This is a genomic window from Kitasatospora sp. NA04385 (assembly GCF_013364235.1).
GTDB lineage: Bacteria > Actinomycetota > Actinomycetes > Streptomycetales > Streptomycetaceae > Kitasatospora.
This window is the reverse complement of the sequence record NZ_CP054919.1, coordinates 7249664-7276604: the sequence shown is the minus strand read 5'-3', so window position 1 is coordinate 7276604 and position 26941 is coordinate 7249664. Positions and strand designations below refer to the sequence as shown.

The following is a 26941-nucleotide window of genomic DNA, read 5'->3' as shown; positions in this document are numbered from 1 at the left end:
GGGCCATCGGTTCAGCCCTTCCGTTCGCGGGTGGTGGGGAGCAGGCCGGGGAGGCCGGTGAGCATCCGCCGCAGCGGGGAGACGTGCCCGGCGCGGGCGGTGCCGCGGCCGTAGTGGCGCTCCAGCCAGGCCTGCGGCACGGACAGCACGGTGACCAGCGCCAGGTACCAGAGGGCGGCGACCACCAGCAGCGGAATGATCCGGTAGTTCTGGTTGTAGACGTCCTGGATGTTGGACATCAGGTCGTGCGCGGCGATCACCGAGACGTACGCGGTGGTCTTGAGCATGTTGATGGTCTCGTTGCCCATCGGCGGGATGATCACCCGCATCGCCTGCGGCAGCACGATCCGGCGCATCGTCAGGGCGGGCTTCATGCCCAGCGAGTGGGCGGCCTCGGTCTGGCCCGGGTCGACGGACTGGATGCCGGCCCGGACGATCTCCGAGGCGTAGGCGGCCTCGTTCAGGCCCAGCGCGAGCAGCGCCGCGACGGAGGCCGGCAGCAGGTCGTTGGTGTCGAACTCGACGAAGGTGACCGTGGTGAACGGGATGCCGATCATCAGGTGCTTGTAGAGCGCGGCGGCGTAGCCCCAGAAGAGGATCTGGACCAGCAGCGGGGTGCCGCGGAACAGCCAGACGAAGCCGGTGGAGAGCCCGTACAGGACGGGGTTGGCGGACAGCCGCATGACGGCGACCAGGGTGCCCAGGCCCAGGCCGACCGCCATCGCCGCGGCGGTCAGCCACAGGGTGGTGAACAGGCCGTCGAAGATCAGGTCGGCGAACAGGTAGTGCCCGACGACGTCCCACTTCAGGTTCGGGTTCTTGGCGAGCGAGCCGATCAGGCCGACGAGGCCGAGCAGGGCGACGGCGGCGGCGGTCCACTGCCCCCAGCGCCGGACCGGGACGGCCACCAGGTCGTCCGGCCGGGCGGGGGCCGCCTCGGCGGGGCGTTCGGTGACGGGCATGTCAGTCCACCGCACCGTTCTTGGTGGCCTGCTCGACGGCGATCGAGGCGACGCCGTACTTGTCGTAGATCTTGGCGAGCGAGCCGTCGTCGATCAGGGACTGCAGGGCCTTCTGCACCGCGTCGGTCAGCTGCGGCAGGTTCTTGGCGACGGCGATGCCGTTCGGGGAGGCGTTGTAGCCGCCGAGCGCGGCCGGGTCGTCGACGACCTCGAACGCGGCGCCGTCGTCGGCGGTCTTCGCGGTCCAGCCGGCGGCGGGCTTGGTGAGGACGTCGGCGACCACCTTGCCGGAGCGCAGGGCGAGTTGGGCGTCGGAGTCCTTGGGGAAGGTCTGGACGTCCATGGCGCCCTTGCCGAGTTCGCGGCACTTGTCCTGGTGCTTGTCCAGGAGCTTCTGCTGGTTGGTCGCGGTCTGCACGGCGACGGGGTGGCCGCACAGGTCGTCGAGGGTGGTGATCTTCTGCGGGTTGCCCTTGGCGACCAGGACGCCGCTGCCGGAGACGGAGTAGTCGACGAAGTCGACGACCTGTTCGCGCTCCTTGTTGTCGGTGATGGCGCTGATCGCGGCGTCGTACTTGCCGGCCTGGAGGGCGGGGACGATACCGTCGAACTTCTGCGCCTGGAAATCGAACCGGACGCCGAGCCTGGCGCCGACGGCCTGCCCGAGGTCGTAGTCGAGGCCGGTCAGCTCCTTGCTGCCCTCGGAGACGTACATCTCGAACGGCGGGTAGGGGACGTCGGTGGCGACGCGGACCTTGCCCGCCTTCCTGACCGCCTCGGGCAGCGCGTCGTGGAGGGCGGGGTCGGCGCTGATGCTGACGCCGGCGACCGTGACCGGGCCGGTCGCCGCGGGACCGCCGGTCCCGCTGCTCCCGCAAGCGGTCAGGGCGAGGGCGCCGCACAGGACGAAGGCGGCCGGCAGGGCCGATCTGCGGGGGGCGGAGGGGTTCACGGAGCAACCTTTCGAGGACCTGAGCGGCGCCGAGGGGCCGCGCCACAGGCCAGGACGTTACAGCCAAACCAGCTTGATGGCCATATGTAATGAGAGTTACGAATCCGTAACTCTCGACGAACCTCGGGAAAAACGCCGGCAGCCGCCCGGACGGCCAGCGCCGCAGCTCATAAGGCCGTTACACCCCATCGGGCCCGTCGCGGTTCTGTACGTTTCGCTCCAGCATCAGTGACCAGCAGAGCTTTCGTAACGAATCAATAGGTCGGCACCCGGCGGCCGACTGCACGGACGACCCGGCCTTTCAGCCCTCCGGCACTGTTGCGCGAACGTAACTTCCGATACATACCTGCCAAACATGAGTCAGATGTAACTTCTGTTCGCGCCGCGCACACTCCTCGAGGCGCACGATCGAAGGGCTCCCCCATGACCTCCTCCCGCACCGCCACGATCAGAGTGATCGCCTCCACGGCCCTGGCGACCGCCTGCGGCCTCGCCCTGACCGCCTGCGGATCGTCCGCCGCCGACCCGGCGCCCGGCGGCGGGTCCGCCTCACCGGCCACCACCGTCGTCAAGGGCGTCACGATCTCGTCGGACCCGAAGCTCACCGACAGGCTGCCCGCGGCGGTCAGGAAGGCGGGCAAGGTCCGCGTCGCCACCGACGTCCCCTACCCGCCGTTCGAGATGTACGTCTCCGAGGGCAGCCAGGAGATCACCGGCATCGACCACGACCTGGGCCAGGCGATCGGCGCACGGCTCGGCGTCCGGTTCGAGTTCACCGGCCAGAAGTTCGACGGCCTCCTCCCGGCGGTGCAGGCCGGCAAGTTCGACGCCGTCATGTCCGCCATGACGGACAAGAAGGCGCGCGAGGAGGCCGTCGACTTCGTCGACTACGTCAACGCCGGGCCGGGCTGGCTGGTCAAGGAGGGCAACCCCGACGGCATCAAGGTGGTCACCGACGCGTGCGGCAAGAGCGTCTCGGTGCAGGCCGGCACCAACCACCAGAAGATCCTCGACCAGCGCCAGGAGCTCTGCAAGCAGGAGGGCAAGCCGCCGATCACCGTCCTCGCCTTCCCGAAGGACTCCGAGGCGCAGCTCGCGCTGCGCTCGGGGAAGGTGTCCGCCGACTTCCTCGACGAGGTGACGGCCGCCTACGTGGCGGACACCGCGGACGGGGGCAGCACGTTCGACACCGTCCTCGGCGAGGCGGCCGTCGGGCCGACCAGCGCCTCACCGATCGGGATCGGCGTCTCCAAGTCCGTCCCCGGGCTGAAGGAGGCCGTTCAGGCCGCACTCCAGTCCCTGATGGACGACGGCTCGTACGGCAGGATCCTCGACGCCTACCACGTGCCTAGCATCGCCATTCCGCGGGCCACGATCAACGGCGCCCTCGACTGACGACCCGTCGCTCGGCACCGCGGCCCGCCCTGCCCAACCACGAGGTCAGGGTCCTCGAACGGGCCCTCGCCCGCGCGGACCGGACCGGCCGCGCACCGTACGGGTGCCCCGCGGCCAAGGAGGAGTTCGGCCTGGCGGTGCTCGAGGCGATGGACTCCGGACTCCCCGCGGCCGGTCCGCGGCGCGGGGGCGTCCCTGGCGGCCGAGTACCACCGGCTCGCGGCTTCGGCGCCGCACCGCCGCGGCCCCGCCACAGGTCCTTGAGAGAAGCTTTGCCATAGCAACAGGAATTACATCTACTGCACGTATTTCAGTAGCTGTAACTTACGGTACGCACCCCTCCCCACGGCGGTGCCCTACCCTCCCCCACACCCAGGAGAGCTCCCATGCGCCCAGCTCTGCCCCGTCTCAGGTCCGCCAGATCCGCCGCGCTCCTCGCGCTCGCCCTGACCGCCGCCGGGGCCGGCGCGGTGGCCGCCCCCCGGTCCGCGCACGCCTCGGTGACCCGGATCCGTCTCGGCAGCTCCTCCGACGTCAGCCGCACCTCCTGGAACGGCCCCGCCTTCACCTTCAACGGCGACGGCGCCGTGGTGCCCGCCACCGCCGGCAAGGCGATCGCTGCCATCACCGGCGGAAGCGGCAGCATCGACGTCACGGTGCTCGCCGACTCCGCCGCCACTGGCAGCAGCCAGACCCCCGAGTGCGACGTGTTCATGGGGCTGTCCGGCGTCAACTCCTGCACCACCGACGTCGTCACCTCCGCGGCCGACGGCAACAGCTCCCAGGTCAACACCGACGTGCGCAACGCCGAGTTCGTGTACTTCGCCGGCGGGAACCAGTGCGTCTACGCCTCCTGGAAGGGGACCTCGCTGCAGGCCTCCGTCCAGTCCGTGGTCGCCAAGGGCGGCGGCTCCGGCGGCGGCAGCGCCGGCCACCACATCAACAGCGCCGTCGTCTACGACGCCTGCACCGCGAGCACCGACTCCCCCACCGCCCTCGCCAACCCCTACGACAGGAGCGTCACCTTCACCACGGGCATGTTCGCCTGGCCCAACTACGCCGACACCGTCAACGACTCGCACTTCGTCACCCGTGACCGCATGGGCCGCACCATGGCCTTCGTCGCACGCGCGGTCAAGGACGGCCTGACCACCTCCGGCAAGGCGTGGGGCGTGGGCGTCGAACAGGGCGGCGGATCGCTGTTCCTGGACAAGAACGGCCTGGCCACCCTCTCCGGCTCGGACGCCTACGTGGTGCTCGGCGACCACCAGCCCGAGCAGGCCGTCTCCGGCAAGCCCCTCACCTACTCGAACTTCAAGATCTGGCACCTCACCGCCGGACAGACCTTCGACTTCAAGAACCGTCCCACCTGCGGCTACTACACCCGCAGCGTGACCAACGGCACCCCCGACGCCAACCTCTACAGCGGTACCCCGACCACCGACTGCGGCGGCGGCACCGGCACCGGCACCGGCACCGGCTCCTCCCTCACCGAGACCGAGCCGAACGACAGCACCGGCGCCGCGAACGACATCACCGGCCTCGGCTACCCGGCCACCGTCACCGGCAGCATGAAGTCCGGCTCGGACCGCGACTACTACAAGCTGTCCCTGACCTCGGGCCAGACCGCCACCGTCACCTGCACGGTCCCCTCCGCCTACGACGCGGACCTGTACTTCATGAACGCCAACGGCAGCACCCTGACCCGCTCGGTCAACAACGGCAAGGGAGCGGGCGAGTCGCTGAGCTGGACGGCGACCAGCAGCGGCACCTACTACGCCGACCTGGAGGCGTACAGCGGCTCGGGCAGCGCGACCTACTCCTGCAAGGTCACCAAGGGCTGACCGCCGCGGCTGCCGCTGCGGGACGACGGGGCCGGTACCGATCGGAGTCGGTACCGGCCGCGGCCGTTCCACGAACGGGGGTTCAGGGAGCGAGGGTGGCGGCGTACGGGTCCCAGTCCTCGGGAAGGGCCTGCGGCGACGGGGCGCCGCCCGCCACCTCGACGGGCGAGCCGGCTGCGGCGGCGGCCTCGATCGCCTCCATGACGGCGAGGACGTGCAGGGCGAGTTCGCCGGTGGCCCGGTGCGGCTCGCCGGAGCGGATCGCGCGGGCCATGTCCAGGACGCCGATGCCGCGGCCCGCCGTGGTGCCGGTGGCCGCGACTTCGCGGCCGGGGCCGCCGTCCTCGATCCGCGAGGGGCCGTCGAAGTGGTTGGGGTCGGGCAGGACGAGGGTGGCGTCCGTGCCGGTGACCTCGACGAACCCGAGCCGCAGTTGCGGGGACTCGAAGCTGAAGACCGCGGTGGCCGAGCCGCCGTCCGCGAACTCCAGCAGCGCCGAGACGTGGGTCGGCACGGTCACCTCGAACTCGGTGCCCGCCCGGGGGCCGGAGCCGATCGTGCGGCGGTCGCGGGAGCGGGAGCCGACGGCGCTGACCCGGCGGACCGGGCCGAGGGCCGCGACCAGGGCGGTCAGGTAGTACGGGCCCATGTCGAACAGCGGCCCGCCGCCCGCGCGGTAGAGGAACTCGGGCGCGGGGTGCCACGACTCCGGGCCGGGGATCTGCATCAGGCTGAGCGCGGTCAGCGGCGCGCCGATCGCGCCGGAGCGGATCAGCCGCAGCGCGCTCTGCAGACCGGCGCCGAGGAAGGTGTCCGGTGCCCCGCCGACCCGCACGCCCGCGGCCCCGGCCGCCTTGAGCAGTTCGCGGGCGCCGGGCGCGCAGCGCGGGGTCGTCCTGCGTGCACCCGTCGCGCATCTCCAGGTGCAGCGCGGAGTGGGTGGTTCCCCGCAGCAGTTCGTCAATTCTCGTCGTCGCGCTCGGCGACATCCAGTGCCTCCCTGATCGCCTGCGCGAGCCGCGCCGGCACCCGGACGACGGCCTCGTGGCCGGGGATGCGGCCGCTCTCCCGGCACCCGGCCTCCGTCGCCGCGTCGGCCTTCCACCCCTGGATCACCAGGTCCTTCGTCTCCTCGTCGACATCTCGGCTGCCCGCGGCCGATCCCGTACAGCAGAGCGATTCGGGCCAACTCTGCTGACACCCACCACGCTTGTGCAGCGCGGCGGCCCGTCGGGGAAAACCCGTTGCCCACGCCCCTGGCTCTGCCGCAGAGTAGGGGCATCAGCCCGGCACCGCCCAGTGGAGAGGAACGCGAGATGAGCACCAGCCAGTCGTATCAGCGTTCTTCGAGTTCCCAGCAGAGCCAGGGACTTCCCTCCGCGCGGTAGACGGGCCCGACAGCGCCCGGCCGCCCACGGGGGACTCCCCCGCCTGGGCGGCCTTTCTGTCTGCCGCCCTCCCGCAGTGCCGGATGGTGCAACTGGCAGCACGCCTGACTCTGGATCAGGAAGTTCGGGGTTCGAATCCTCGTCCGGCAGCGCAGCACCTGGAGAGTTGGCCGAGTGGCAAGGCAGCGGCTTGGCTCAACCCCCGCGCGCGTTCGATCCGCACACTCTCCGCGCGACAACCGCAGTTCATGGAGGAGCCAGCCGACAGGTGGCGCCGGCCTCGGTCTCGAAAACCGTTGGGGCACGCGAGTGCCCGTGTGGGTTCGACCCCCACTTCCTCCGCTTTCTCCATCAAGGGCGAGCTGGGCATTGGAGAGCCCAAGGGCCTGTAAAGCCCCCGCTTCGGCTGTGCCGGTTCGAATCCGGCCTCGCCCACCACCATCCGGTCTTCCCGGCTCCCCTGCGGGGTGTTCACAGCCCCGAACGCGGTTAGCAGGAGCAGCAACGGGTTTTGTCGTTCTCACGGCCCGGGGGCAACGCCCTCAACCTGAGCGATGGCGCAGGAGAAGCCGATCGCAGCGAGCCCCGCTTCTGGTGGCCCCGGGGACGGCACTGACGACGGCGTCACGGCGACATCCCGGTTCGCAGTCGAGCATTCGTTCGTTGGCCAGCTCACCAGCCCGGCCATCCTCCTACGAGCGTGAGCTGATCGGCGCCGGGTTCGAGCTGACAACGCTCTCGGTGGGCACCCGGCTGGGCAGCCGCAGCCAGCCCCCGAGCTGGGCTCACGGCCGAGTCTTCTCGCTCCGCACCCCCGATGAGAGGAAGTCGCTCCTCGACCTGGCCGATTGGGCGGGAACGTAGAGCCACCTCGACCCACCGGGCACCCGGCGCCGAAGCGCGGCACCCGGCCAGTGGTCGAGTGCCGTCCTCCGCGGTGCGCAGCGTCCGGGCGGCTTTGTCCGGGTCGGGGTGGCTGGTCCATCGGCAGTCGAAGCCGTCGAAGACCTCCACAAACTGGACGCCGTGATCGCGGGCGACCGCGAGGGTGCCGGCGCTGTGGGCGACGGCGGTCCGGGCAAGGGTCGCAACGAGCTCCGGCCGGTCGAGGCCCGCCTCGTCGCCGGCGGCGAAGGCCAACTGCCCGGCCTGGTCCTGGTCGTAGGCGGCCAGGACCTTGTACGCATGGAGGCGCCGCAGGTCCACAGGCGCTGCCCTCCGGGCAACCGCGCCCCCGCGCCGCAGATCAGCCTGGCCGCCACCCGCTACGGGGCTTCCGACGGCACCATGCCGCCGCGCGGCCGGTCACCCTCTTCCGGAGCCCGCAGGGGTACCCGATCGGGTGGTGTTCACCGATCGCCTGGCGGCTCCGGCGGTCGTCCTGTATCCCTGTGCAGGTGACCGATGTGGAGTCCCCCGACACCGAGCAGAGCACCAACGCCAAGGCAAGCCGGGCCAGGTCGGCCGCTGCGGCCGTGAAGGGCTTCGCCCGGAAGCACCGCAAGACCATCGCGGGCGCGGGAGTGGGGCTGGCCGTGATCGGGTCAGCCGTCCTCCGGGAGTACCTCAACAGCCAGTTGCCCCCCGGGCCCCCGCACGAGTTCGACGCTCCGGAGCACCTTCCTCGATCCGACGGCCAGCGCCAGCCGGTGTCCCAGCATTCGGTGCAGGGGCACTTCATGAGAATCAGCGGCCGGCCGAGCGAGCGCGCCAAGGCGAACTACGCCGCAGCACTTGCTGCCGGGTTTGACGGCCCCCCGGAAATTCCGCCCGGGTGGACCTGGCGTGATGAGCACGATCGGGGCTCCGACGCGGCGTAGGCGAGGCCTGCCCGCTCTGCCGCGCACAGCTCGTCGGTGACCTCCTGCCCCCGGCCCCGGATCATGTCGCGGTGGAACCGGCCGAGGTCCGCCGACTTCTCCGTCTTCGCGTCGATCGACTGCGCCCGCTCCGGGCTGCCCTCCTTGGGCCCGGACGGCGGCTCCGAGCCGCCGGAGAGCGCCACGACCCCGGCGATGATCCCGCCCAGCAGCAGCAGCGGGCCGCCGCCGCTCCCCCGTTCACGTCCCGAGCTGTGCCGTGACCAGCGGGCCAAGGGGGGAATGCGACGGCCCGCCTTCGACAAGCCAAGGGGGCGGCATGGGGGCTTTCACCGCCCGCCTGGGTTCAGCCCCGTTGGCTCAACCGACCTTCCAGCGTGCCAGTCTGTAGCCGAAGTTTCCGACCAGGACCTTGCTGTCGGGGCTGAAGACGAGAGAATCCGGCATCATGGACAACGTGGGGTCGAGGCTCTTCGCCTGGTCGAGTCCGCGGATGGGGTTCCAGGTGGCCGTGGACCAGATCCGGACGCCTCCGGTCTGCTCAGCGGCGGCCAGCGAGCCACCGTCCGGGCTGAAAGCCAGCGCGCAGACCGGATCCGAGGTGAAGGGCAGCGTCTCGACCATCGCACGGGTGGCGACGTCCCACACCTTCACCTCGCCGCGGGAGACTGTGGCGAGGACTTTGCCGTCCGGACTGACCGCGAGAGCGATGACACCGTCCCCGGCGTGTTCGATCGTTGCGGTAAGGGTGCCCCGGCGGACGTCCCAGAAGCGCAGCAGATCATCCCGGTCCAAGTCGGTCGAGGCGATGATGGTCCGGCCGTCCTGGGCGAACGCCATGCTCGCCACATCCCCTTCGGCCTTATACGTCGGGTTCTCGATCGGATTGACGAGCGTGGCGACCAGTGAACGGCTCTGGACGTCCCACAGGGTGATCACGCGGTTGCCGCTGTACGCCAGGGTCTTACCGTCCGGGCTGAACGCGAGGTTCGAGAATCCGGCGCTCTTCTGGTCCTTGTCGCCTTGGATGGTGGCGGCCTTCTGCCGGGATGCCACGTCCCACAGCGTGATCGTCGCGAAGTTGTCGACGCTGGCGAGCAGCGTACCGTCCGGGCTGAACCTCACAGCGGAGGTGAGATTCTCGATGCCCGGCAGGTAAGAGTTGCCGAGGGTGGCTGCGACAACCAGGTCGGTGCTGTTCCACAGCATCAGGACACTGTCAAAGTCACCTACTGCGAGGAGCTTGCCGTCAGGACTGTAGTCCAAGGCGGACAACATGGTCTTCCACTTGAAAGAGGCCCTGTAGGCGAGTTCCTCCGGAGTGCTGGACGGCGTCGGGGTGGCCGTCGGACTGGATGATGTGCTCGGACTGGCCGTGACCGGCGGTGAGGTGCTCGGCGAGGACGTCGGCGGCGGGAGCGTCTCCGAACCGCCTGCTTCCGGGGAACCCGAGGTCCGCATCAGTGCGAGTGGGACCGCGGTCGCCGCCACGGCACCCGCGCCGAGTGCGCCGAACAGGAGCGTTCGTCGGCTCGGGCGCCGGCGCGCCGCCGAATCCTCGTCGACACCCTCATCCGCCGGAGAGTCCGCCGCACCGGGCGTCGGGAGGAGCGGTGCAGGCCCGGCCGGAACCTGGGGCGCGGTTATGGTCGACAGATCCTGGTTCGCCGTACGCCGGGCCAGAACAACCGTTCCCGTGTCGGACGCCACCAGTTGCCCTTCGGCCCCGTCCAAACCGAGCAGGCGCACGATGGTGGCCTGCTGCTCGTCGATCCGGGCGTGTACAGCATCGGGCCACGGCCGTACGGACGGGTTCAACAGCCCGAACGTGCCGGCGATCTCCTCGAGCGTGGGACGTAGCAACCGGTCCTTGGACAAGCACCGCGCGACGAGGTCGCGCAGCTCCTCCGGGACCATGGAGAGGTCGGGCTCGGTGTGGACGACGTTGTAGAGCGTCTGCGGCGCTAGAGGTCCCGGCGAACGGGCTGCGGCCGGTGGACGCCTGGACCAGCACCGCGCCGAGCGAGAACACATCGCTGGACGGTGTCAACTCACGTCCTTCGGCCTGCTCCGGGGACATGAAGGCCGGGGAGCCGACGAGCCAGCCGGTGTGGGTGATCTCGGTGCCACCCTCACTGTCGGTGGCACGGGCGATCCCGAAGTCGATGACCCGGGGCCCGTCGGCGGCGAGCATGACGTTGGACGGCTTGAGGTCACGGTGGATGAGCCCGGCCCGGTGGATTCCGCCCAGTGCGGCGGCCAGCCCGACGGTCAGGCGCACGACCGCCTCCGACGGCAACGGCCCGGTCTCCGACACCACATCCCCCAGGGACGGGCCGGGGACGAAGACCGACGCCAGCCACGGCAGCGGCGCGTCCGCGTCCGAATCGACCACAGCCGCCGTGTACGCACCGGACACCCGCCGTGACGCCTCCACCTCACGGCGGAAGCGCGCCCGGAATCCGTCGTCCTCCACGAACTGCGAGCGCACGACCTTGACCGCGACCAGCCGCCCGTCCGGCGCGACGCCCAGCAGCACCCGCCCCATGCCGCCCCGCCCCAACTCGGCCACCAACCGGTACGGACCGACCGTGAGACGGCCCGCATCCCCCAACGGCTCCATCGGCCCCCCGATGCGTTGACGTCTCGACTGCAACTCCGGTCATCCGAGCCCCGGTTGCTTGCACTGGCGCGAGCATCTCATACCCCGACACGGCAGCGGAGGCTTCGGCGGCTTTTACCGCGGGGCGGTGAGGGGCCCGTCCTCAGTACCGGAGAGTGCCACGTCACAGCGGCCCCAACGGTGGCGGTAGCCCTAGGGTGAGTGACCGCAAGCCCTACAAGAGTGACCTGTCCGATGAGCGGTGGGCGCTGATCGAGCCGGTGGTCTCGGCATGGAAGGCCGGGCGGCCGGAGGACCCGCCCCTGGTCGTGATCGACAGTCCTCGGAGTCCAGGGTGCGCTGGGCCATGATCGACGTGATGGCGCGCCGGCTCACCGGCCAGACCACGCCCACCTGGCGCGGGTGACCGCGTGGATGACCAGGTCACGGCGCTGGTGGAGCGGATCGACGCACGCGAACGGGAACTCGTAGGCGGTGCGGAGCGGATCCGCGCGCAGATGGACGAGCTCACCGCGCGCCTGCGGGAACTCGACGAGGGGGTCGAGAGCCTGGCGGTGACCCGTAAGACGCTCCTCGCCCTCCCGCCGGCGGCCCCGGAGCCGGCCGAGGAGCCGCCTGTCCTGCCGGCCCGCCCGGCCTACCAGCAGATCATCGACGTCTTCGCCGACGCTGCTGGACCGATGCGTGCCCGCGACCTGCGCCAGGCCCTGGACCTCCCGCTCAAGCCGAAGACCATCGAGCGCACCCGGCACAAGCTCAAGCGCCTGGTCGGCCTGGGCGCCCTCGCCGAGACCGAACCGGGCCTGTTCACCCGGCGCCGCCCGTAGCGGCCCTCCGTTCCAGGCCGCCCGTCCGTCGCGGCTGCCGCACTTGCCATTCGGCTCACGACGTGATCGCTAGTGACCCGTCATGCGGAGCCACTGCATCGTTGTGACGAGCTCTTCGCCGAAGTCCTCGCAGAGCGCGAGCAACTCGCGACCCGTGGACGAGTCGAGCAGCCCTGCGGAATCGGGGAGAACCCCGAGAGCACCGTGGCAGGCGGTCTCGACAGCGAAGTGGCGCGACGCGAAGTAGCCGTCGCTCGCCCGGTCCGCCAGGTCGGCGAGGTACTGGTGGTGGGCTTCCTCCGCGGGGTGGGAATGGAAGGAGCCCTCGACGAGACCGTCGAGGTAGGTCGCCAGGCCGGCCGAGGCTTCGACCACTCGCTCGACTTCGTCCACGCCGGGCTTGTCCAGCAGCTCGCCGAAGGTCAGCAGGTTGCTGATGGTCTCCAACTGGAAAAGCTCGACCGTGTCCGGGTCGACTTCGGACGTGAAAAGTGGGGCCGTGCACAGCTCGGCGATTGCTCGCCGGTATGCGTCATCCGACTGTTCGCCAGCGGGTGACGCTGCCAGTCGGAACAGCGACTCCACCACAGACCGGTCGACGCCCCACCCTGCATCCAATTCGAACGCGAGTATCGGTGCATGCCACCGCCACAGGGCCAGGGCGGCAGCCTGACGCTGGTGGACGGGCTTCAGGTCCGCCAATCGCTCGATCCGCACCACGTTCTTGAGTCAGCCCTTCTGGATCCACCGTCTCGCCCGCCCCGCCTCGGGACACTGTAGAAGCCGCCGAAGAACCACGTGACCGCCGGGACGGCGCCTGACCTGACCCAATACGGGAATCGGGCATACCGGTTCAGAATGTCCTCCGAGAGCCGATCCGCAGGGCTGAGCCCATAGCCCCATCCCATTGCCGTTCACGCTCTTCTCCATGCGCTGCTCCCTCTGGGGGAGCTCCCCCAACTGACACCCGACCTGGTGAATCTCACAGAACGGGCCAGGTGGGAGGCGCTGCGGTGGTTTGATAGCAAAATGCGCGAGCCCGAATGCTGGGTGATCGCCGAGGTGGTTCTCAGTGTGCTCCAAGCCGATCGGCGAAACGGTGAGTATCTGCTGACGCAATATGTCAGCACAGCCGAGGCACGGGCCCTGCTGGACTCCCCGCGCGTTCCCGCCGACGCCGTACCACTGCTGGCCGACATCGGCCGGACCCGCGGCCTCGCCCTGGCCATCCTTCAGACCCTCGTCTCCTGACGCACCACGGCTCTCGGCCCGCACTGCCCGCCCAGTGCTGACCGGAGGCCGTTTCGTCGTTCAGGAGCCCCCCGAAGCCCTCCCTCCACGCGGCGCCTTCCGGGCGTTCTCCACGTCCTCCACAGCAGCACGGCGCAGCTTGATGAACGTCTCTTCGCCGTCGCGGTCGGCATAGGCTCCTCCGGCGTTGAGCCGGTGGAGTCGGGCGACTGCTTCCTCGGCCGGCCGGAGTTGGCCGCGGGCTTCGACTTCCTCCGCGGTTTCTTCCGGCGGGGAGAGTTTCACCCGGCTTTCGGCGACGGCCAGCAGCACCAGGTCCAGCGGGTCGGCAGTGGTCGGCTTCTTCCGCCGCGCTGCTGCCAACACCCGCTCTACAGCCGTGCGCAGGCCGTTGACCGGCTTGGAGCAGGTCCAGACCGCAACCGGTAGGACTGCCCGTGCATCGTCGCCGTGTGGCCCGTCTTCGGGTCCCGGCCCCCGCCGTCGCACCGCATCAGCCCCGACGCCGGCCGGCGATCGTGGGGGCCGCGCTGCCCGTCCACGGTCGGCAGGTTCTTGCGCCGTCCGAAGCCCGCCGCGATCCGCCGGTGCTTGTCGTAGACCTCCTGCGGGATGCCCTCCACCCCCTTGGCGAACACCCGCACCGGGTTCCGCAGGATCTCCCCACCGTGTTCGAGCGGAAGGGCCCGCCCCGGGTGGACCGGTAGCCGTCAGCCGTCAGGCCGAGGGCGATCTTCCGATTGGACTCCCCCTCCGCCGCTTCCGCGTGAATGCCTTCGATCAGCGGCCACGCCTTGCTGTGCTTCAGCTTGCGCTTCTTCGTGACCTTGAGCCCCAGCGGCGGCGTGGTCAGCCGCTTGCCCGGCACGTCCAGGATCTTCAGCGACAGGACGTCCCGGATCGCCGGACCCCGGACGATCTGCGACTTCCGCAGCAGCAGGTCGACGTCCCGCACCGGCCCCGCAGGCTTTCGCGCCACGGCTCCGCTCTCCAGTCAGCGGCACACATCCGCACGCTGGAGGTGCTCGGCCGCCAAGTGGGCGCCGATCCTGCGGCACGCGCAGGGCCGCCCGTTCGCCTGGGTGGACGACTGCATCCCGCCGTACCTGGTGCGGCGCAGCGTGCTGCGGCGGCCGCCGTCCCGGGCCTGGCCGAACCCGTGGGCCTGCTGAGGCCCCGGGCGGGCGTCAGGGCGTCGGGGCGTCAGGGCTGCGCGGCCGGAGGGACCTGCGGGGCGGCGGGCTGGGCGGGCTGGTCGCAGACCTCGACCCAGATCCGCTCCCAGCGGGCGGTCTCGGTGTGGCCGAAGCGGTCGCCGAGCCGCAGGATGCGCAGCACGGCGAGCGTCTGGGTGCGGTCGGGCTGCTCGGTGACCCGCACCGAGAGGCGGGTGCAGCCGGCGCGGGAGCGGTCCAGGGTCGGCTCGGTGCCGGTGAGCTTGTGCAGCGCGTCCCCGATCCAGCGCACCCGCTCGTCGGCCGGGCCGGACAGTCCGTCCATGTCGTGATCCCCTGTCGTGCGTACCCCGGTACCGCGGTCGTCGGGAGCCAGCCTACCGCCGCGCGATGACGGGCCGTCAGGTCCGCGGGGGCGGGCGGCCGCCCGGGGGCGGGCGCGGGCCCGGGGGCGGGCGGGGTCAGGGCAGCCAGCTGACGTGGCCGGCCAGCAGGGCGTAACCGACGAAGGCGGTGGTGTCGATCAGGGCGTGCGCGGCGACCAGCGGGCCGACCCGCTGCCAGCGGCGGTAGAGCAGGCAGAAGACCACGCCCATCACCATGTTGCCGACCAGGCCGCCGATGCCCTGGTAGAGGTGGTAGGAGCCGCGCAGCACCGCGCTGGCGGCGACCGCCGCGGGCCAGCCCCAGCCCAGCTGGTTCAGCCGGCGCAGCAGGTAGCCGACCACCACGACCTCCTCCAGGACGGCGTTCTGCCAGGCGGAGGCGGTCAGGACCGGGATCCGCCACCAGACGTCGGGCAGGCCGGAGGGGGCGACGGCGAGGTTGAAGTCGGCGGCCTGGGCGACCAGGTAGAGGGCGAGGCCGGAGCCGCCGATGCAGGCGGCGACCACGGCGCCGCGGCCGAGGTCGGAGAGCTTGTGGCGCAGGTCGAAGCCGAGCGCCCGCAGCGAGCTGCCCTCGCGGACCAGCAGGTAGCCGACCAGGACGACCGGCATCAGGCCGCGGGCGACGTAGTAGAGCTGCCAGGCGAGGTCGAGCCAGGGCCGGCCGGGGGCGCGGGAGGCGTTGAGGGTGGCGACCTGGCTGCCGAGGTCGGCGGACTCGGTGAGCGAGCCGACGAAGCTGATCAGCGAGCTGATGCCGCTGGCGCCGAGGGAGAGGCCGAGGACGATGAGGAGTTCGACGGCGAGCAGCCGGCGCGAGGGGGTCTGGGGGGTGGTGGCGGGCTCGGCCGAGGCGGTGGTCACGGGTCTCCCGGGGGCGGACGATCGGCCCGGGGCCTGCTGCCGCCCCGGGCCGATCATCCTTTCACAGGAGGATGAGCCGCCGGTGAAGCGCCGTGGCCGGGACGGGCGTCAGTCGACCGGCCAGGTGTGCACCGGCTCCCCGGTGCGCATGCACTCGACGTAGCGGCGGGTCATGGCGGCGATCGCCTCGTTCGGGCCGAGGCCGTGGTGCTCGCGCAGCCGGTGCACGGTGGCGGCCTGCCAGGCGGCGCCGTTGGTGCGGCGCAGGCAGCGCTGCTCGATGATGCCGAGGTAGCGGTCCCGGTCGCGGGCCTCGATGCCCCACTCGTCCAGGCCCTGCTGGGCCAGCGGCAGCAGTTCGTTCAGCACCAGGTCGGTGGCGGGGAGCTCGACCTGGCCGCGGGCGCCGCGGCCGGTGCGGGGCCACCACTGGACGGCGTCGATGCCGTGCCGGGCGCCGCTGCGGAAGTTCTGCTCGGCCAGTTCGAAGGGGAGCCGGCTCCAGATCGGGCGGGGCTGCTCGGCCAGGGCCCGGACCAGGCCGTAGTAGAAGGCGGCGTTGGCCAGGGTGTCGACCACGGTCGGGCCGGCGGGCAGGCAGCGGTTCTCCACCCGCAGGTGGGCGACGCCGTCGGCGACGTCGTACACGGGGCGGTTCCAGCGGTAGATGGTGCCGTTGTGCAGCCGCATCTCGCCGAGCCGGGGGACGCCGCCGGAGGAGAGCACCTTGACCGGGTCCTCGTCGTCGCAGATCGGCAGCAGCGCCGGGAAGTAGCGCAGGTTCTCGGCGAACAGGTCGAGCGCGGAGTCGACCCAGCGCTCCCCGAACCAGGTGATGGGGCGCACGCCCTGGGCCTTGAGCTCGGCCGAACGGGTGTCGCAGGCCTGCTGGAACAGCACCGGACGGGTCTCGCGCCACAGCTCGCGGCCGAACAGGAACGGGGAGTTGGCGCCGAGCGCGAGCTGCACGCCGCAGATCGCCTGGGCCGCGTTCCACACCGAGGCGAACCGGGCCGGGGTGACCTGGAGGTGCAGTTGCAGCGAGGTGGCGGCGGCCTCGGCGACCATCGAGACCGAGTCGACGGCCAGGCGCTCCACGCCGTCGATGTCGAGCGCGATGTCCTCGCCGCGGGCGGCCAGGATCTGGTCGCTGAGCAGGCTGTAGCGGTCGTTGCGGCTCATCGCGTCCAGCCCGGCGTGCTCCAGGTCGAGGGTGGGCAGGATGCCGACCATCACGATCCGGGCGCCCGCCTCGGCGGCCCGCCGGTCGGCGTAGCGCAGGGCGGTGTCCAGCTCCTCGCGCAGGTCCTCGAAGACGTGCCCGCCCAGGCGGCGGGGGGCGACGTTGACCTCGATGTTGAACCGGCCCAGCTCGGTCTGGAAGTCCGCGGAGGAGATCGCGTCCAGCACCCGGTCGTTGCCGAGCACCGGCAGGCCCTGCTCGTCGGCCAGGTTCAGCTCGATCTCCAGGCCCATCATCGCCTTCGGGCGGTCGAACCGCTCCTCCCCGAGCATCCGCTCCAGCACGTCCAGACAGGACTGGAGCTTGCGGCGGTACAGCTGCCGGTCGGCCAGCTCCGCCCTGGTCGCCACGACCTTCTCGCCCACGGGTGCCTTCCCTCCCCTCGGTCGACAGTGCCCCAGCATCATGCCCAGGTCGAAGATCGATATCCCGCGATGCGAACACCCGCGCGAGACGGGGTTTCTGACGGTGCGTCAGTCACGGCTCGACTTGTGCGGCGCAACTGAACGTGATATGAAGGTCACCCTGCGCACCTGTTCGAATGGAATTCGCACGCCGCTCAGGCCCGGTCAGGGCCGTCCGAGACACCCACGATGCCGAGGGCTCTCGTCGACGACCCGCCCACCCCACTCGGCGCCCATGCACAACCGGACACGGCCAGACACCTCACCTCATGTCGGCGCCATGCCGGTATGCCGCAACGGCACGCCGATCACGCACGGAGAGGCGACCAGCCATGACCCTGCACCTGCCCCAGCCCCCGGCCGGCGCGATGCGCGCCGCGCTCCGCGCCCTCGCCCCCGAGACGGAGCTCCCGCCGTCCTCGGCCGCCGTCCTGCGCCATAGCGCCGGCCGCGCCCGACCGCTGCTCGCGCTGCCCGTCCACGCCCTCGGCGGTCCCGCCCCGAGCGGGCCCGCCTCCCGGCTGGCCGGGGCCGAGTGCACCGGCTGGCGCTTCCTGCTGCGCGACACCTCCCCCGAGCGGGCCGCGCCCGCGCCCTGCGGGCACGGCGGCTGTGCGGGCGCCGACACCGGTGGGGCGGAGCACCCGCCGCTGACCGTCGGCGAGTTCACCGAGGACGGGCTGGACGGGGTGGTGGCCGCCGCCGAGGTGGTCGACGGCCCGGACGGCCCGGTGTTCTCGCACCTGAGCGCCGGCCCGTTCCTGGACTCCACCGTGCGGGCGCTGCGCCAGGCCTGGCAGCTCACCCACGGCGCGCCGGTGCGCTACGAGCCGCGGCTGCTGCCGCTGCCCGAGCACTACGCCTCGGCGCTGTGGCTGCACGGCGGCCGCCCCGGGGAGGATCTGCTGATCCCGCTGGCCCCCGCCCCGCTCGGGGTGGCGGCGCACCAGGCGCTGCCCGCCGCCGAGCTGCTGGCCCGGCTGGAGCGCTCCCCCGCCGCCCGGGCGACCGCACTGATCGGCTGACCCGGCGCGCAGGCCCGGCCGACGCACCGGCCGACGCACCGGCCGGGAGGCTCCGCACCACCCCGACGGGCCATGTCGGCCTGATCCGATCGGATCAGGCCGACATGGCCCGTTCGTGCGCGGATCCGTTCGTCTCCCGCCCGGTCGGGTGATCTCGCGCGCTCTTCTGTGGCGCATGTCACCAAATGGCTGCGCGAGCGCCCGCGGAGTCGGACACTGGTGACGGTCGGGTGGAGGACCAATCGTCCTACCCGGCTGACGCCGTTTCACACCTGATCCGGTGCAAATTTTCAGCGAAGCGAGGTACAAGGATGTGCCAGCACCGAACCGAGTGTCCGTCCGCCGATTCGGCTGACCGCGAGGCGGCCGTGCCGGTCGCGCGCCACCCCGAGCAGGGCTGGAGCCTGCTGTGCAACGGGGTGCTGATGTTCGACGACACCGGTGAGCTGCTGCCCGACGGCCGGGTGATCGCTCCCCGCCGGAGCCTGCTGATCGCGGCCTGAGCCTCCCGCCCCGCCGTCCCGCCCGCTTCCGCTTCCGCTTCCCCGGCCGGTGCCCGCCCGGAGTGCCCCTCCCGGCGGGCACCGGCATGTCCGGGCCCGGAGGGCGGGCGCAGCGGTCGGGAGCCGCCGTCAGGAGCCGCCGTCAGGAGCCGCCGGACGGGCGGGCGGCGGGGGCCGCCGGGTCGTACCAGAGGCTGACCATCGGGGAGCGCAGCGTCCAGCCGAGGCCGGTGTAGAGGGCGCGGCCCTCGGTGGTGCCGACCAGCACGGCGGTGCGCGCGCCGGCCGCGTGCGCCTCGTTCTGCAGGGTGCGCATCAGGACGGTGCCGAGGCCGCGGCGGCGGTGCTCGGGGGCGGTCTCGATCTGGTCGGCGACGGCGAGCAGCGGGGCGTCGACCCGGCCGCCGAGCGGGGTGGCGGGGGCGAGGCCGATCTGGCCGCGGGCGGCGAAGGCGCCGTCGGCGGTGCGGACCAGGGCCCGGATCGCGCCGCCCCGGCTCCAGGTGGTGATCCGGTAGCCGGCCGGGGCGGCCGCCCGCTCGGGGCGCAGCGCGAGCGTCATCAGGTACCCGGGGGTGTCCTGGTGCCAGCCGCGGCCGATCCAGGGCAGGACCTCCTCGTCCTCGGCGAACACCTTGAGCCACGTCCAGGGGGCGGTGGTGCTCCCGGCGAGGCTGCGGACCTGCTCCTCGGCGGGCTCGGGCAGCACGTGGCGCCACACCTGGCGGGTCTGGCCGACGTCGATGCTCCAGCCCCAGGGCGCGGGGACGGGGTCGGCGGCGCCGCGGGAGACCACCCAGCCGCTGGTCCAGGCCCGGACGAGTTCGGGGACGGTGGCGTCGTCGGACACGGGCACGCTCCAGGGGTGTAATGGTCTCTAATGGCATCTGAAGCTTACATCCGACGGGGCGGGTCCGTCACCGGGGTTCCCGGCACACGCCCGGCACACGCCCGGCACGCGCCCGGCACAGGGTCGGCGCAGGGCCGCGACCGGCCCGGGGAATTGTTGGGGGGCACCCCCTGACGCCGCGGCCGCTCCCGGGTGGGACAACGGAAGGGAGAGGACGTACCCGCACCTTCTGGATGTGATCGCCGTGCCCGGATCCGACACCTCGACCGTCGTACCGCCCGCCGCCGCTCCCGCACCGGGGCGGGCAAGGCGGCAGTGGGCGATCGCGCACCGGCCCGACGCCCTGGGGCCGGTGCGGCAGCAGGCCCGGGCGTCGCTGGCCGCCTGGGGGGTGGAGCAGGCCGCCGCCGAGGCCGTCGTGCTGGTGGTGTCCGAACTGGTGACGAACGCGGTGTGCCACGCGCTCCCGCCGGTCGGCCTCCGGCTGCGGCACGACCGGGCCGACCGGCGGCTGTGGGTGGAGGTCAGCGACGGCGGACCGGCGGCCGGTGGCGCCGCCGGGGCGCTGCCGCCCGACGAGCACGGCCGGGGCCTGCTGCTGGTGGCCGCGGTCGCCCTGGAGCACGGGGCCCGCCCGCACCGGGGCACGGCGGTCGTCCGCTGGGCGTGCCTCGCGGCGGACTGACCTCGGCCGTCGAACGGCCCGGGCGTGCCCGGGCCGGACGGAACGGCCAAGATGGGCGTGTGAGCGCCGAACCCGGTCCGCCCCCGGCCGCCGCGGAGGACGCGGTCCTGCTGGAACGCGGCCGCGAGGCGGCCGCCCTCGACGCGCTGGTCGCCGCGCCGGTGCGGGGCGAGGGGACGGCCGTCCTGCTGGAGGGCGTGGCGGGCATCGGCAAGAGCGCGCTGCTGGCGTACGCCCGGGCCCGCGGCCGGGCGACCGGGCTGCGGGTGCTCACCGCGCGGGCCACCGAACTGGAGACCAGCTTCGCCTTCGGCGTGGTGCGCCAGCTCCTCGAACCCCTGCTCGCCGGGGCGGCTCCCGAGCAGCGCTCGGCCCTGCTGGCCGGGCCCGCGGTGGCCGCCGCCGCGGTCCTCGGGTCCGCTCCGGACGGGGGCTCCCAGGGCGCGCCGGCGCCACCGGCGATCGGTGACTTCGCCGCGCTGAACGGCCTGTTGTGGCTCGTCGCGAACGCGGCCGAGGAGCGGCCGCTGCTGCTCGCCGTCGACGACCTGCACTGGTGCGACCCGGCCTCGCTGCGCTGGCTGGCGTTCCTGCTGCCGCGGCTGGCCGAGCTGCGCGTCGCGCTGGTCGCCGCCGTGCGCAGCGACGAGGGCGGCGACAGCCGGTCGCTGCTCAACCAGGTCGCCACCGACCCCGCCCTCGCCGTGCTGCGCCCGCGCCCGCTCGGACCGGCCGCCACCACGGAGTTCCTGTCCCGGGCGCTGTCCCGGGACGGCATCGACCCCGCGTTCGTCCGGGCCTGCTACCACGCCACCGCGGGCAACCCCCTGCTGCTGCGCGAGCTGGCCCGCGCCGTCCGCGAACAGGGCCTGCCGGCCGACGCGGCCCACGCCGGGTACGTGGTGGACCTCGGGCCCCACGCGGTGGCCCGGCTGGTCGAGCTCCGGCTGGACCGCCTCGGGCCGCGGGCGCGCCGGCTGGCCGCGGCCCTCGCCGTCCTCGGCGACGACGCCCCGCTGGCCGACGCGGCCGCACTGGCCGCGTCGAGCCCGGCACCGCGCTGCACTGCCTGGACGAGATCGGCCGCCCCGGCACCGTCCGCGACGCGGTGGACCCGGACGGGCACGGCCCGCGCCGGGTGCGGTACGTCCACCCGCTGATCCGGGCCGCCGTGTACGCCGCCGTCCCCGCCGCCGACCGGGCCCGGCTGCACCGGGGGGCGGCCCGGCTGGTGGAGGACCGCACCGGCGACCCGGCCCGGATCGCGGCGCACCTGCTGCACGCCGCCCCGCCGCCGACCCGCACGCGGTGGAGCTGCTGCGCCGGGCGGCCGAGCGGTCCGCCTCGGTGGGCGCGCCCGCCGAGGCGGCCGTGTTCCTGCACCGCGCGCTGGAGGAGCCGCCGCCCGAGCCGGACCGGGTGCCGCTGCTGCTGGCGCTGGCGGAGGCGACCATCACCCAGGACATCGCCGCGGCGGCCGGCCACCTGCGCGCCGCGCTGCGGCTGGCGACCGGGCCGGTGGAACGGGCCAGGATCGCCGCGCTGCTCGGCGAGGCCGCGACGTACGTGCAGCCGACCGAGCAGGCCATGGCCGATCTGGAGCGCGCGGTGGCGGAGCTGGAGCGGGAGGAGGGCGGCGTCCCGGCGGAGGACCTCCGGCGCCGGCTGGCCGCCACCATGCTGTTCACCGCCTTCGCCTCCCGTTCGGGGCGCGGGGAGCTGCCGGAGCGGATGCCCCGGCTGCGCGGGCTGGCCGAGCACCCGGGGCCCGGCGCCCGGATGCTGGACTGCGCGATCGCCTACCAGGACGCCATGACGGGTCGGCCGGACGCGGCGGAGCGGGCCCGGCGGGCGCTGTCCGGCGGGCTGCTGGAGACCTCGGAGCACACGGTGACCGCGCTGGCGCTGGCCCTGGCGGTGCTGCTGCTAGCGGAGGACCCGGACGCGATGCCCCGGCTGGACGCCCTGATGGCCGACGCCCGGCGGCGCGGCTCGCTGCGCATCCTGGCCTCGGTGAGCACCGTGCGGGCCCGCGGCTGGCTGCTCGCCGGGCAGTTGGCGGAGGCCGAGACCGATGCCCGTGCAGGGTGGGACGCGGCCCGGATCTACGAACGGGCGGGCCTGCGGACCACGGTGCTGGGCCCGGTGGTGCGGGCCGCGCTCGGTGACACGCTGATCCTGCGCGGGGAGCTCGACGAAGCCGGGCGGGTGCTGGCGGCCGCGGGGCCGCCGCACCTGCTGGGCGGGCCGCGGGCCCGGCTGCGGCTGGCCGCGGCGACGCTCCGGCGCTGGTGGCGCGGGAGGCGTTGGAGGTCGGCCGGTCCGCCCGGGAGCTGGGCGTGCTCAATCCGGCCGTGGTGCAGTGGCGGGCTCCGGCGGCGGTGGCGCTGCACGCCGAGGGCCGCACGGAGCGGGCGCGGGAGCTGGCGGAGGAGGAACTGGAGCTGGCCCGGCGCTGGGGGGCGGCCGCTCCGGTCGGCCGGGCGCTGCGGCTGGCGGCCGCCCTGGCTCCGAACCGGTCGGGCGCGTTGGAGCTGCTGCGGGAGTCGGTCGCCGTGCTGGAGGGTTCGACGGCCCGGCTGGACCGGGCGGCGGCGCAGGCGGACCTGGGGACGGCGCTGCACGCGGCCGGGCTCACCGCCGAGGCCCGTTCGGTGCTGCGGGCCGCGCTGGACACGGCCGACCAGTGCGGCGCGCACCCGCTGGCGGAGCGGGTGCGCGCCGCGCTGCGGGCGGCGGGCGGGCGTCCGCGGCGGGCGGCGCTGTCCGGGCCGGGGGCGCTCACCCCGAGCGAGCTGCGGGTGGCCGAGCTGGCGGCGGCGGGGGTGACCAACCGGGTCGTCGCGCAGCAGCTGTTCATCACGCCGAAGACGGTCGAGGTCCACCTGTCGCGGATCTACCGCAAGCTCGGCATCGCGGCCCGCACCCAGCTCGCGGCCGCCCTGCGCGGCTGATCCCGCCCCCGCGCACCCCCTTACCCGGTACCCCGATCTTTGCCGCCGTCCGCAGGTGCGGGGTGGTGCCCGGCGCCCGGGGGGCTTTGGATCGTCCTTTCGGCCGGCTGCCGTCCACCCCCGCCTCCCCATGGATGCTCTGATCAGATGTTGCATGGCTATTGCGGAAAGTGGATTAGATGACCACCATATGAGCCACCACCCACAAGCACGAAAGGCGGTCCCCCATGACTGCTGGCCAGATCAGAAGCCTGCGTCGCCGCTCCCTCGCCGGTTCCCTCTGCCTCGCCGCCGCCCTCGGCCTGCTCAGCGCCGGCGGAGCGGCGAGCGCCGCGGACGCCGCGCCCTGCGTCAACCCGACCGGCGTGACCTACCCGCTGCCGTGCCTGAAGCAGGTGTTCGCCGACGACTTCGACGGCACCTCGCTCGACCCCGCGAAGTGGAACGTCCGGCAGACCTCCTGGTCGAACGACTCCAACGTCTCGGTGGGCGGCGGCAAGCTGAGCATCGACATGAAGCGGGTCGGCCCGTCCGCCGGGAAGGACGGCTTCCGCGGCGGCGGCATCTCCTCCAAGCAGCGCTTCGGCTACGGCTACTACGAGATCACCGCGACCCTCCCGCAGCTCACCCCCGGCTGGCATCCGGCATTCTGGACCCAGATGTGGGACGGCGCCGAGGGCCGCCCGGTGTACGACCGGCCGTTCACCGAACTCGACGTGTTCGAGGTGCAGTCGGTGGCGCCGCACGGCACCGTCCCGGCCGGCACGAAGCTCGACGGCGGCGTCATCACCTGGAACAACAACACCTCCGGGAACGACATCAAGAACTCCGAGTTCAAGCCGCGCTTCCCCTGGAAGAAGGCCGACGGCACGCCGCTGTGGAACGAGCAGCACCGCTACGGCCTCTACTACACGCCCACCGCGCTGACGTACGTGCTGGACGGCAAGCCGATCGGCACCGTGCCCAACCCGGTCCAGGACCCGATGCCGGGCACCGCGAGCTACCCGGCCGCGGCCTACAACTCGCCGATGTCGATCTGGATCTCGGCGGTGCTGACCACGCCCGCCTACATCGGCGCGGACGTCCCGGTGGGCACCAGCTTCGGGAAGTACCAGGTGGACCGGGTCGCCTACTACGCGCCCGACGGGCAGGTCCCGCCGGTGAACGACCCGACGCCGCTGCCGGACGCGTTCACCACCGTCACGGAGGACTTCGCCGACGGGGCGGCCCGGTGGTGGAAGAAGCCCGGCTCGACCTGGTCCACCGTCCCGGTCGGCACCGGCCGGGGCCTGCGCCACCCCTCGGCGCAGGGTGACGCGATCGCCCTGCTCGGGCAGCCCGTCGCCGACCCGCCGCTGCCCAACACCCTGCCCTTCGCGCCGGACTGGACCAACGTCGCGGTGGAGGCCGACGTCACGCTCGACGGCACCGGCCAGGGCGCCGGGCTGATGGCCCGCGCCAAGGACGACCAGAACTACTACTACCTGCAGCTGCTGCCCGCCAAGCAGCAGGTGGCGCTGGTGCGCAAGGCTGACGGCGTCTCCACCGTGCTCGCCACCGCCCCGGCCGCCGTCAGCCCCGGCACGGCGTACCGGTTGAAGCTGACCGTGAAGGACAACACCCTGACCGGCTCGGTCGACGGCGTGCAGAAGCTCACCGCGGACGACTTCGCGTTCGGCACCGGCCGCGTCGGCCTCAAGGGCTACCAGCAGGCGTTCACCGTCTCCGGCCTGAAGGTCACCGCGCTCGGCTGACCCGCCGCCCGGACGGGGCGGCGGCCTCCCCGACCTGCCGCCGCCCCCATCCCGCAGCCCCTCCGCAACAGATCCATATAGTAGATCTGCAATCCATTTACTGGATATGACTTCTGGGATACGGTGACGTGTCGTCACAGTATGAGGAGTGAACATGACGATAACCACCGACCCCCCGCCCGTCCGGGCCGTGGACCGCACCCCGCGCGCCGCCGCGCGGCCCCGGTCGGCGGGCGCCCGGGACCGCACCTTCGGATTCATGCTGGCCGCGCCCGCCCTGACGCTGTTCCTGGTGGTGGCCGTCTACCCCCTGCTGGCCGGCGTCGCGACGAGCTTCTACGACCAGTCGCTGATCCGCCCCGAGCGCAGGTTCGTCGGGCTGGACAACTACACCGCCGTCTGGCCCGACTTCGTGGACCGGCTCGGCACCACCCTGGTCTTCTCCGGGCTGGCGACGGTCCTCCCGCTCGCCGTCGGACTCGCCCTCGCCGTGCTGCTCAACGCCCGGCTGCGCGGGCGCGGCCTGCTGCGCGGCGCGCTGATGCTGCCGTGGCTGCTGCCCGGCGTGGTGGTCTCCTTCCTGTGGGCCTGGATCTTCAACGACAGCTACGGGGTGCTCAACCACCTGCTGTCCGGCCTGGGCCTGCCCGAGGTCGACTTCCTCGGCCGCCCCGCCACCGCGATGCTCGCCGTGGTGATCGCCAAGACCTGGAACTCCTTCCCCTGGGTGATGGTCGTCGCCCTCGCCGCCCTGCAGTCGCTGCCGCGCGAGCAGTTGGAGGCGGCGGCGCTGGACGGCGCCACCCGCGGGCAGCGCTTCCGGCACGTCTCGCTGCCGCACCTGGCCGGCCCCGTCGCCCTGGTCGCGATGCTGGAGTTCATCTACAACTTCGGGTCCTTCGACATGATCTTCGTGATGACCGGCGGCGGCCCCGGCACCTCGACGATGACCCTCGCCGTCAGCCTCTACCGCTACGCCTTCACCGAGTTCTCGCTCGGCCGGGCCGCCGCCATGGGCGTGCTGTGGCTGGTCTCGCTGTCCGTGGTGTGCGCGGGCTACTTCCTGCTGGACAAGAAACTGGAATCCCGCTGATGGCCCTGCCCACCTCCCGTTCCACCGACGCGTCCACCCGCGCGTCCCGCCACGTGTCCCGCCGCGCCTCCCGACGCGCCTCCCGCCACGTCGGCGAGGGCATCACCGCGCCCGCCCTGGGCCCGTGGGGCCGGATCGGCCTCACCGCGCTCGCCCTGTTCGGGCTGCTGCCGGTCTACTGGCTGTTCGCCACCGCGTTCATGCACCGCACCGACGTGTTCGCCGCCGACCGCCCGCTGTTCCCCGTCCACCCGACGCTGGAGAACTTCCGCGCGTTCTTCGACGACCCGGCGCTGCTGCGCGCGCTCGGCAACTCCGCGGTGGTCTCCACCGCCACCGCCGCGGTCTCCGTCCTGGTCTCCGGGCTGATGGCCTACTCGCTCTCCAAGTTCCGCTACCGCGGGCGCAACGCCATCATGGTGATGTTCCTGCTGGGCCAACTCCTGCCCGGCGCCCTGCTGCTGGTCACGCTGTACCTGATGTTCAGCGCGGTCGGGCTGCTGCACACCTACACCGCGGTGGTGCTGGCGTTCACCACCTTCACGCTGCCGCTGTCCGCGTTCCTGCTCAAGGGCATCATCGACGGGCTGCCCGGCGAGCTGATCGAGGCGGGCCGGGTCGACGGGCTGTCGAACACCGCGATCCTGTTCCGGATCGTCTTCCCGCTGATCACCCCGGGCCTGGTCACCGCGGGCATGTTCGCCTTCATGCGGGCCTGGAGCGACCTGCTGTTCGCCCTCACCCTGGCCGGGCCCGACCGGCAGACCCTGCCGGTCGGCCTCACCACGGCCTTCATCCACGAGGGCGCCGCCGACTGGCCGGCTCTGATGGCGTCCTCGGTGGTGACCTCGCTGCCGCTGGCCGTCGTCTTCGTCGCGCTGCAGCGCCACTTCGTCTCCGGCCTCGCCGCCGGGGCCGTCAAGGGCTGACCACCCGCCCGCCC

General features: G+C 72.6%; 27 protein-coding genes, 4 tRNA genes and 1 pseudogene. 18 read left to right on the top strand and 14 right to left on the bottom strand.

Annotation, left to right across the window (positions count from 1 at the left end; all coding sequences use genetic code 11):
* Nucleotides 1–11: 11 nt before the first annotated feature.
* Together HUT16_RS32185 and HUT16_RS32180 are read right to left on the bottom strand one after the other, a co-directional pair.
* Nucleotides 12–962 (bottom strand): amino acid ABC transporter permease, encoded by a 951-nt coding sequence (locus HUT16_RS32185; protein ID WP_176191536.1) that lies wholly within the window; start codon nucleotides 960–962, stop codon nucleotides 12–14.
* A gap of 1 nt (nucleotide 963) precedes the next feature.
* A complete protein-coding gene (locus HUT16_RS32180; RefSeq protein ID WP_254898083.1) occupies nucleotides 964–1914 on the bottom strand; it encodes an ABC transporter substrate-binding protein in 951 nt (316 codons plus the stop codon).
* A gap of 423 nt (nucleotides 1915–2337) precedes the next feature.
* Between HUT16_RS32180 and HUT16_RS32175 the strand changes: the two genes are divergently transcribed.
* Nucleotides 2338–3309 (top strand): ABC transporter substrate-binding protein, encoded by a 972-nt coding sequence (locus tag HUT16_RS32175; RefSeq protein ID WP_176191535.1) that lies wholly within the window; start codon nucleotides 2338–2340, stop codon nucleotides 3307–3309.
* Between the two features lie 386 nt (nucleotides 3310–3695).
* Nucleotides 3696–5153 (top strand): pre-peptidase C-terminal domain-containing protein, encoded by a 1458-nt coding sequence (locus HUT16_RS32170; protein WP_176191534.1) that lies wholly within the window; start codon nucleotides 3696–3698, stop codon nucleotides 5151–5153.
* Between the two features lie 82 nt (nucleotides 5154–5235).
* On the opposite strand, the gene HUT16_RS32165 is transcribed toward HUT16_RS32170, so the two are convergent.
* Nucleotides 5236–5988 carry a Gfo/Idh/MocA family protein gene (locus HUT16_RS32165; RefSeq protein ID WP_176191533.1) on the bottom strand — a complete coding sequence of 251 codons (753 nt, stop codon included), beginning with the start codon at nucleotides 5986–5988 and terminating at the stop codon, nucleotides 5236–5238.
* Between the two features lie 125 nt (nucleotides 5989–6113).
* On the bottom strand, nucleotides 6114–6269 hold the full coding sequence (locus HUT16_RS32160; protein ID WP_254898082.1) for a hypothetical protein: 156 nt from the start codon (nucleotides 6267–6269) through the stop codon (nucleotides 6114–6116).
* A gap of 349 nt (nucleotides 6270–6618) precedes the next feature.
* Between HUT16_RS32160 and HUT16_RS32155 the strand changes: the two genes are divergently transcribed.
* From HUT16_RS32155 to HUT16_RS32140, 4 genes are all read left to right on the top strand, one after another.
* Nucleotides 6619–6691: transfer RNA gene (locus tag HUT16_RS32155), tRNA-Gln, on the top strand.
* Nucleotides 6692–6701: 10 nt separating this feature from the next.
* Nucleotides 6702–6772, top strand: a tRNA-Ala gene (locus HUT16_RS32150).
* Between the two features lie 19 nt (nucleotides 6773–6791).
* A tRNA-Ser gene (locus HUT16_RS32145) sits at nucleotides 6792–6883 on the top strand.
* A gap of 13 nt (nucleotides 6884–6896) precedes the next feature.
* Nucleotides 6897–6979: transfer RNA gene (locus HUT16_RS32140), tRNA-Tyr, on the top strand.
* 234 nt (nucleotides 6980–7213) lie between these two features.
* Here the strand turns inward: HUT16_RS32140 and HUT16_RS32135 are convergent.
* Complete coding sequence (locus tag HUT16_RS32135; RefSeq protein WP_176191532.1) at nucleotides 7214–7747, bottom strand: hypothetical protein; 534 nt, start codon at nucleotides 7745–7747, stop codon at nucleotides 7214–7216.
* Nucleotides 7748–7938: 191 nt separating this feature from the next.
* Between HUT16_RS32135 and HUT16_RS32130 the strand changes: the two genes are divergently transcribed.
* Nucleotides 7939–8361, top strand: a complete 423-nt coding sequence (locus HUT16_RS32130) for a hypothetical protein (protein WP_176191531.1) — start codon at nucleotides 7939–7941, stop codon at nucleotides 8359–8361.
* A 360-nt stretch (nucleotides 8362–8721) separates the two neighbouring features.
* Here HUT16_RS32130 and HUT16_RS32125 read toward each other — a convergent pair whose 3' ends face one another.
* Together HUT16_RS32125 and HUT16_RS38785 are read right to left on the bottom strand one after the other, a co-directional pair.
* Nucleotides 8722–10278 carry a WD40 repeat domain-containing protein gene (locus HUT16_RS32125; RefSeq protein WP_254898437.1) on the bottom strand — a complete coding sequence of 519 codons (1557 nt, stop codon included), beginning with the start codon at nucleotides 10276–10278 and terminating at the stop codon, nucleotides 8722–8724.
* A 100-nt stretch (nucleotides 10279–10378) separates the two neighbouring features.
* Nucleotides 10379–10909 (bottom strand): annotated as a pseudogene (locus HUT16_RS38785) (serine/threonine-protein kinase); the annotation flags it as partial.
* 485 nt (nucleotides 10910–11394) lie between these two features.
* On the opposite strand from HUT16_RS38785, the gene HUT16_RS32115 reads away from it, so the two are divergent.
* Nucleotides 11395–11811 carry a hypothetical protein gene (locus HUT16_RS32115; RefSeq protein ID WP_176191530.1) on the top strand — a complete coding sequence of 139 codons (417 nt, stop codon included), beginning with the start codon at nucleotides 11395–11397 and terminating at the stop codon, nucleotides 11809–11811.
* A gap of 69 nt (nucleotides 11812–11880) precedes the next feature.
* On the opposite strand, the gene HUT16_RS32110 is transcribed toward HUT16_RS32115, so the two are convergent.
* Nucleotides 11881–12531, bottom strand: coding sequence for a hypothetical protein (locus HUT16_RS32110; RefSeq protein WP_176191529.1), 651 nt, complete (start codon nucleotides 12529–12531; stop codon nucleotides 11881–11883).
* Between the two features lie 309 nt (nucleotides 12532–12840).
* Here HUT16_RS32110 and HUT16_RS32105 point away from each other — a divergent pair, with 309 nt between their 5' ends.
* Complete coding sequence (locus tag HUT16_RS32105; protein ID WP_176191528.1) at nucleotides 12841–13062, top strand: hypothetical protein; 222 nt, start codon at nucleotides 12841–12843, stop codon at nucleotides 13060–13062.
* A 60-nt stretch (nucleotides 13063–13122) separates the two neighbouring features.
* On the opposite strand, the gene HUT16_RS32100 is transcribed toward HUT16_RS32105, so the two are convergent.
* The 5 genes from HUT16_RS32100 to HUT16_RS32080 form a co-directional block, all read right to left on the bottom strand.
* Complete coding sequence (locus HUT16_RS32100; RefSeq protein WP_176191527.1) at nucleotides 13123–13374, bottom strand: hypothetical protein; 252 nt, start codon at nucleotides 13372–13374, stop codon at nucleotides 13123–13125.
* Between the two features lie 181 nt (nucleotides 13375–13555).
* On the bottom strand, nucleotides 13556–14017 hold the full coding sequence (locus HUT16_RS32095; RefSeq protein WP_176184178.1) for a recombinase family protein: 462 nt from the start codon (nucleotides 14015–14017) through the stop codon (nucleotides 13556–13558).
* Between the two features lie 248 nt (nucleotides 14018–14265).
* A complete protein-coding gene (locus tag HUT16_RS32090) occupies nucleotides 14266–14562 on the bottom strand; it encodes a hypothetical protein (RefSeq protein ID WP_176191526.1) in 297 nt (98 codons plus the stop codon).
* Nucleotides 14563–14698: 136 nt separating this feature from the next.
* A complete protein-coding gene (locus HUT16_RS32085; protein ID WP_176191525.1) occupies nucleotides 14699–15487 on the bottom strand; it encodes a CPBP family intramembrane glutamic endopeptidase in 789 nt (262 codons plus the stop codon).
* 108 nt (nucleotides 15488–15595) lie between these two features.
* Nucleotides 15596–17095: a glutamate--cysteine ligase gene (locus tag HUT16_RS32080; protein ID WP_176191524.1), complete on the bottom strand. Its 1500-nt coding sequence runs from the start codon at nucleotides 17093–17095 to the stop codon at nucleotides 15596–15598.
* A gap of 371 nt (nucleotides 17096–17466) precedes the next feature.
* On the opposite strand from HUT16_RS32080, the gene HUT16_RS32075 reads away from it, so the two are divergent.
* Entirely contained in the window at nucleotides 17467–18159 is a 693-nt protein-coding gene (locus HUT16_RS32075) for a hypothetical protein (RefSeq protein ID WP_176191523.1), read from the top strand.
* Nucleotides 18160–18470: 311 nt separating this feature from the next.
* Entirely contained in the window at nucleotides 18471–18662 is a 192-nt protein-coding gene (locus HUT16_RS32070; protein WP_176191522.1) for a DUF5999 family protein, read from the top strand.
* A gap of 142 nt (nucleotides 18663–18804) precedes the next feature.
* Here the strand turns inward: HUT16_RS32070 and HUT16_RS32065 are convergent, their stop codons facing one another.
* Entirely contained in the window at nucleotides 18805–19512 is a 708-nt protein-coding gene (locus HUT16_RS32065) for a GNAT family N-acetyltransferase (RefSeq protein WP_176191521.1), read from the bottom strand.
* A 244-nt stretch (nucleotides 19513–19756) separates the two neighbouring features.
* Here HUT16_RS32065 and HUT16_RS32060 point away from each other — a divergent pair, with 244 nt between their 5' ends.
* From HUT16_RS32060 to HUT16_RS32030, 7 genes are all read left to right on the top strand, one after another.
* A complete protein-coding gene (locus HUT16_RS32060) occupies nucleotides 19757–20197 on the top strand; it encodes an ATP-binding protein (RefSeq protein WP_254898081.1) in 441 nt (146 codons plus the stop codon).
* Nucleotides 20198–20256: 59 nt separating this feature from the next.
* Entirely contained in the window at nucleotides 20257–21357 is a 1101-nt protein-coding gene (locus tag HUT16_RS39465; protein ID WP_176191520.1) for an AAA family ATPase, read from the top strand.
* 148 nt (nucleotides 21358–21505) lie between these two features.
* Nucleotides 21506–23026, top strand: a complete 1521-nt coding sequence (locus HUT16_RS32050) for a hypothetical protein (protein WP_176191519.1) — start codon at nucleotides 21506–21508, stop codon at nucleotides 23024–23026.
* Nucleotides 22999–23151, top strand: coding sequence for a helix-turn-helix transcriptional regulator (locus tag HUT16_RS32045; protein ID WP_176191518.1), 153 nt, complete (start codon nucleotides 22999–23001; stop codon nucleotides 23149–23151). The genes HUT16_RS32050 and HUT16_RS32045 overlap by 28 nt, the downstream gene beginning before the upstream one ends.
* Nucleotides 23152–23378: 227 nt before the next feature.
* Nucleotides 23379–24905 (top strand): family 16 glycosylhydrolase, encoded by a 1527-nt coding sequence (locus HUT16_RS32040; protein ID WP_176191517.1) that lies wholly within the window; start codon nucleotides 23379–23381, stop codon nucleotides 24903–24905.
* 154 nt (nucleotides 24906–25059) lie between these two features.
* The gene (locus HUT16_RS32035; RefSeq protein WP_176191516.1) at nucleotides 25060–25998 is read left to right on the top strand and encodes a carbohydrate ABC transporter permease; all 939 of its coding nucleotides are present in this window, start codon (nucleotides 25060–25062) and stop codon (nucleotides 25996–25998) included.
* Nucleotides 25998–26927: a carbohydrate ABC transporter permease gene (locus HUT16_RS32030; RefSeq protein ID WP_176191515.1), complete on the top strand. Its 930-nt coding sequence runs from the start codon at nucleotides 25998–26000 to the stop codon at nucleotides 26925–26927. The genes HUT16_RS32035 and HUT16_RS32030 overlap by 1 nt, the downstream gene beginning before the upstream one ends.
* Nucleotides 26928–26941: the final 14 nt, after the last annotated feature.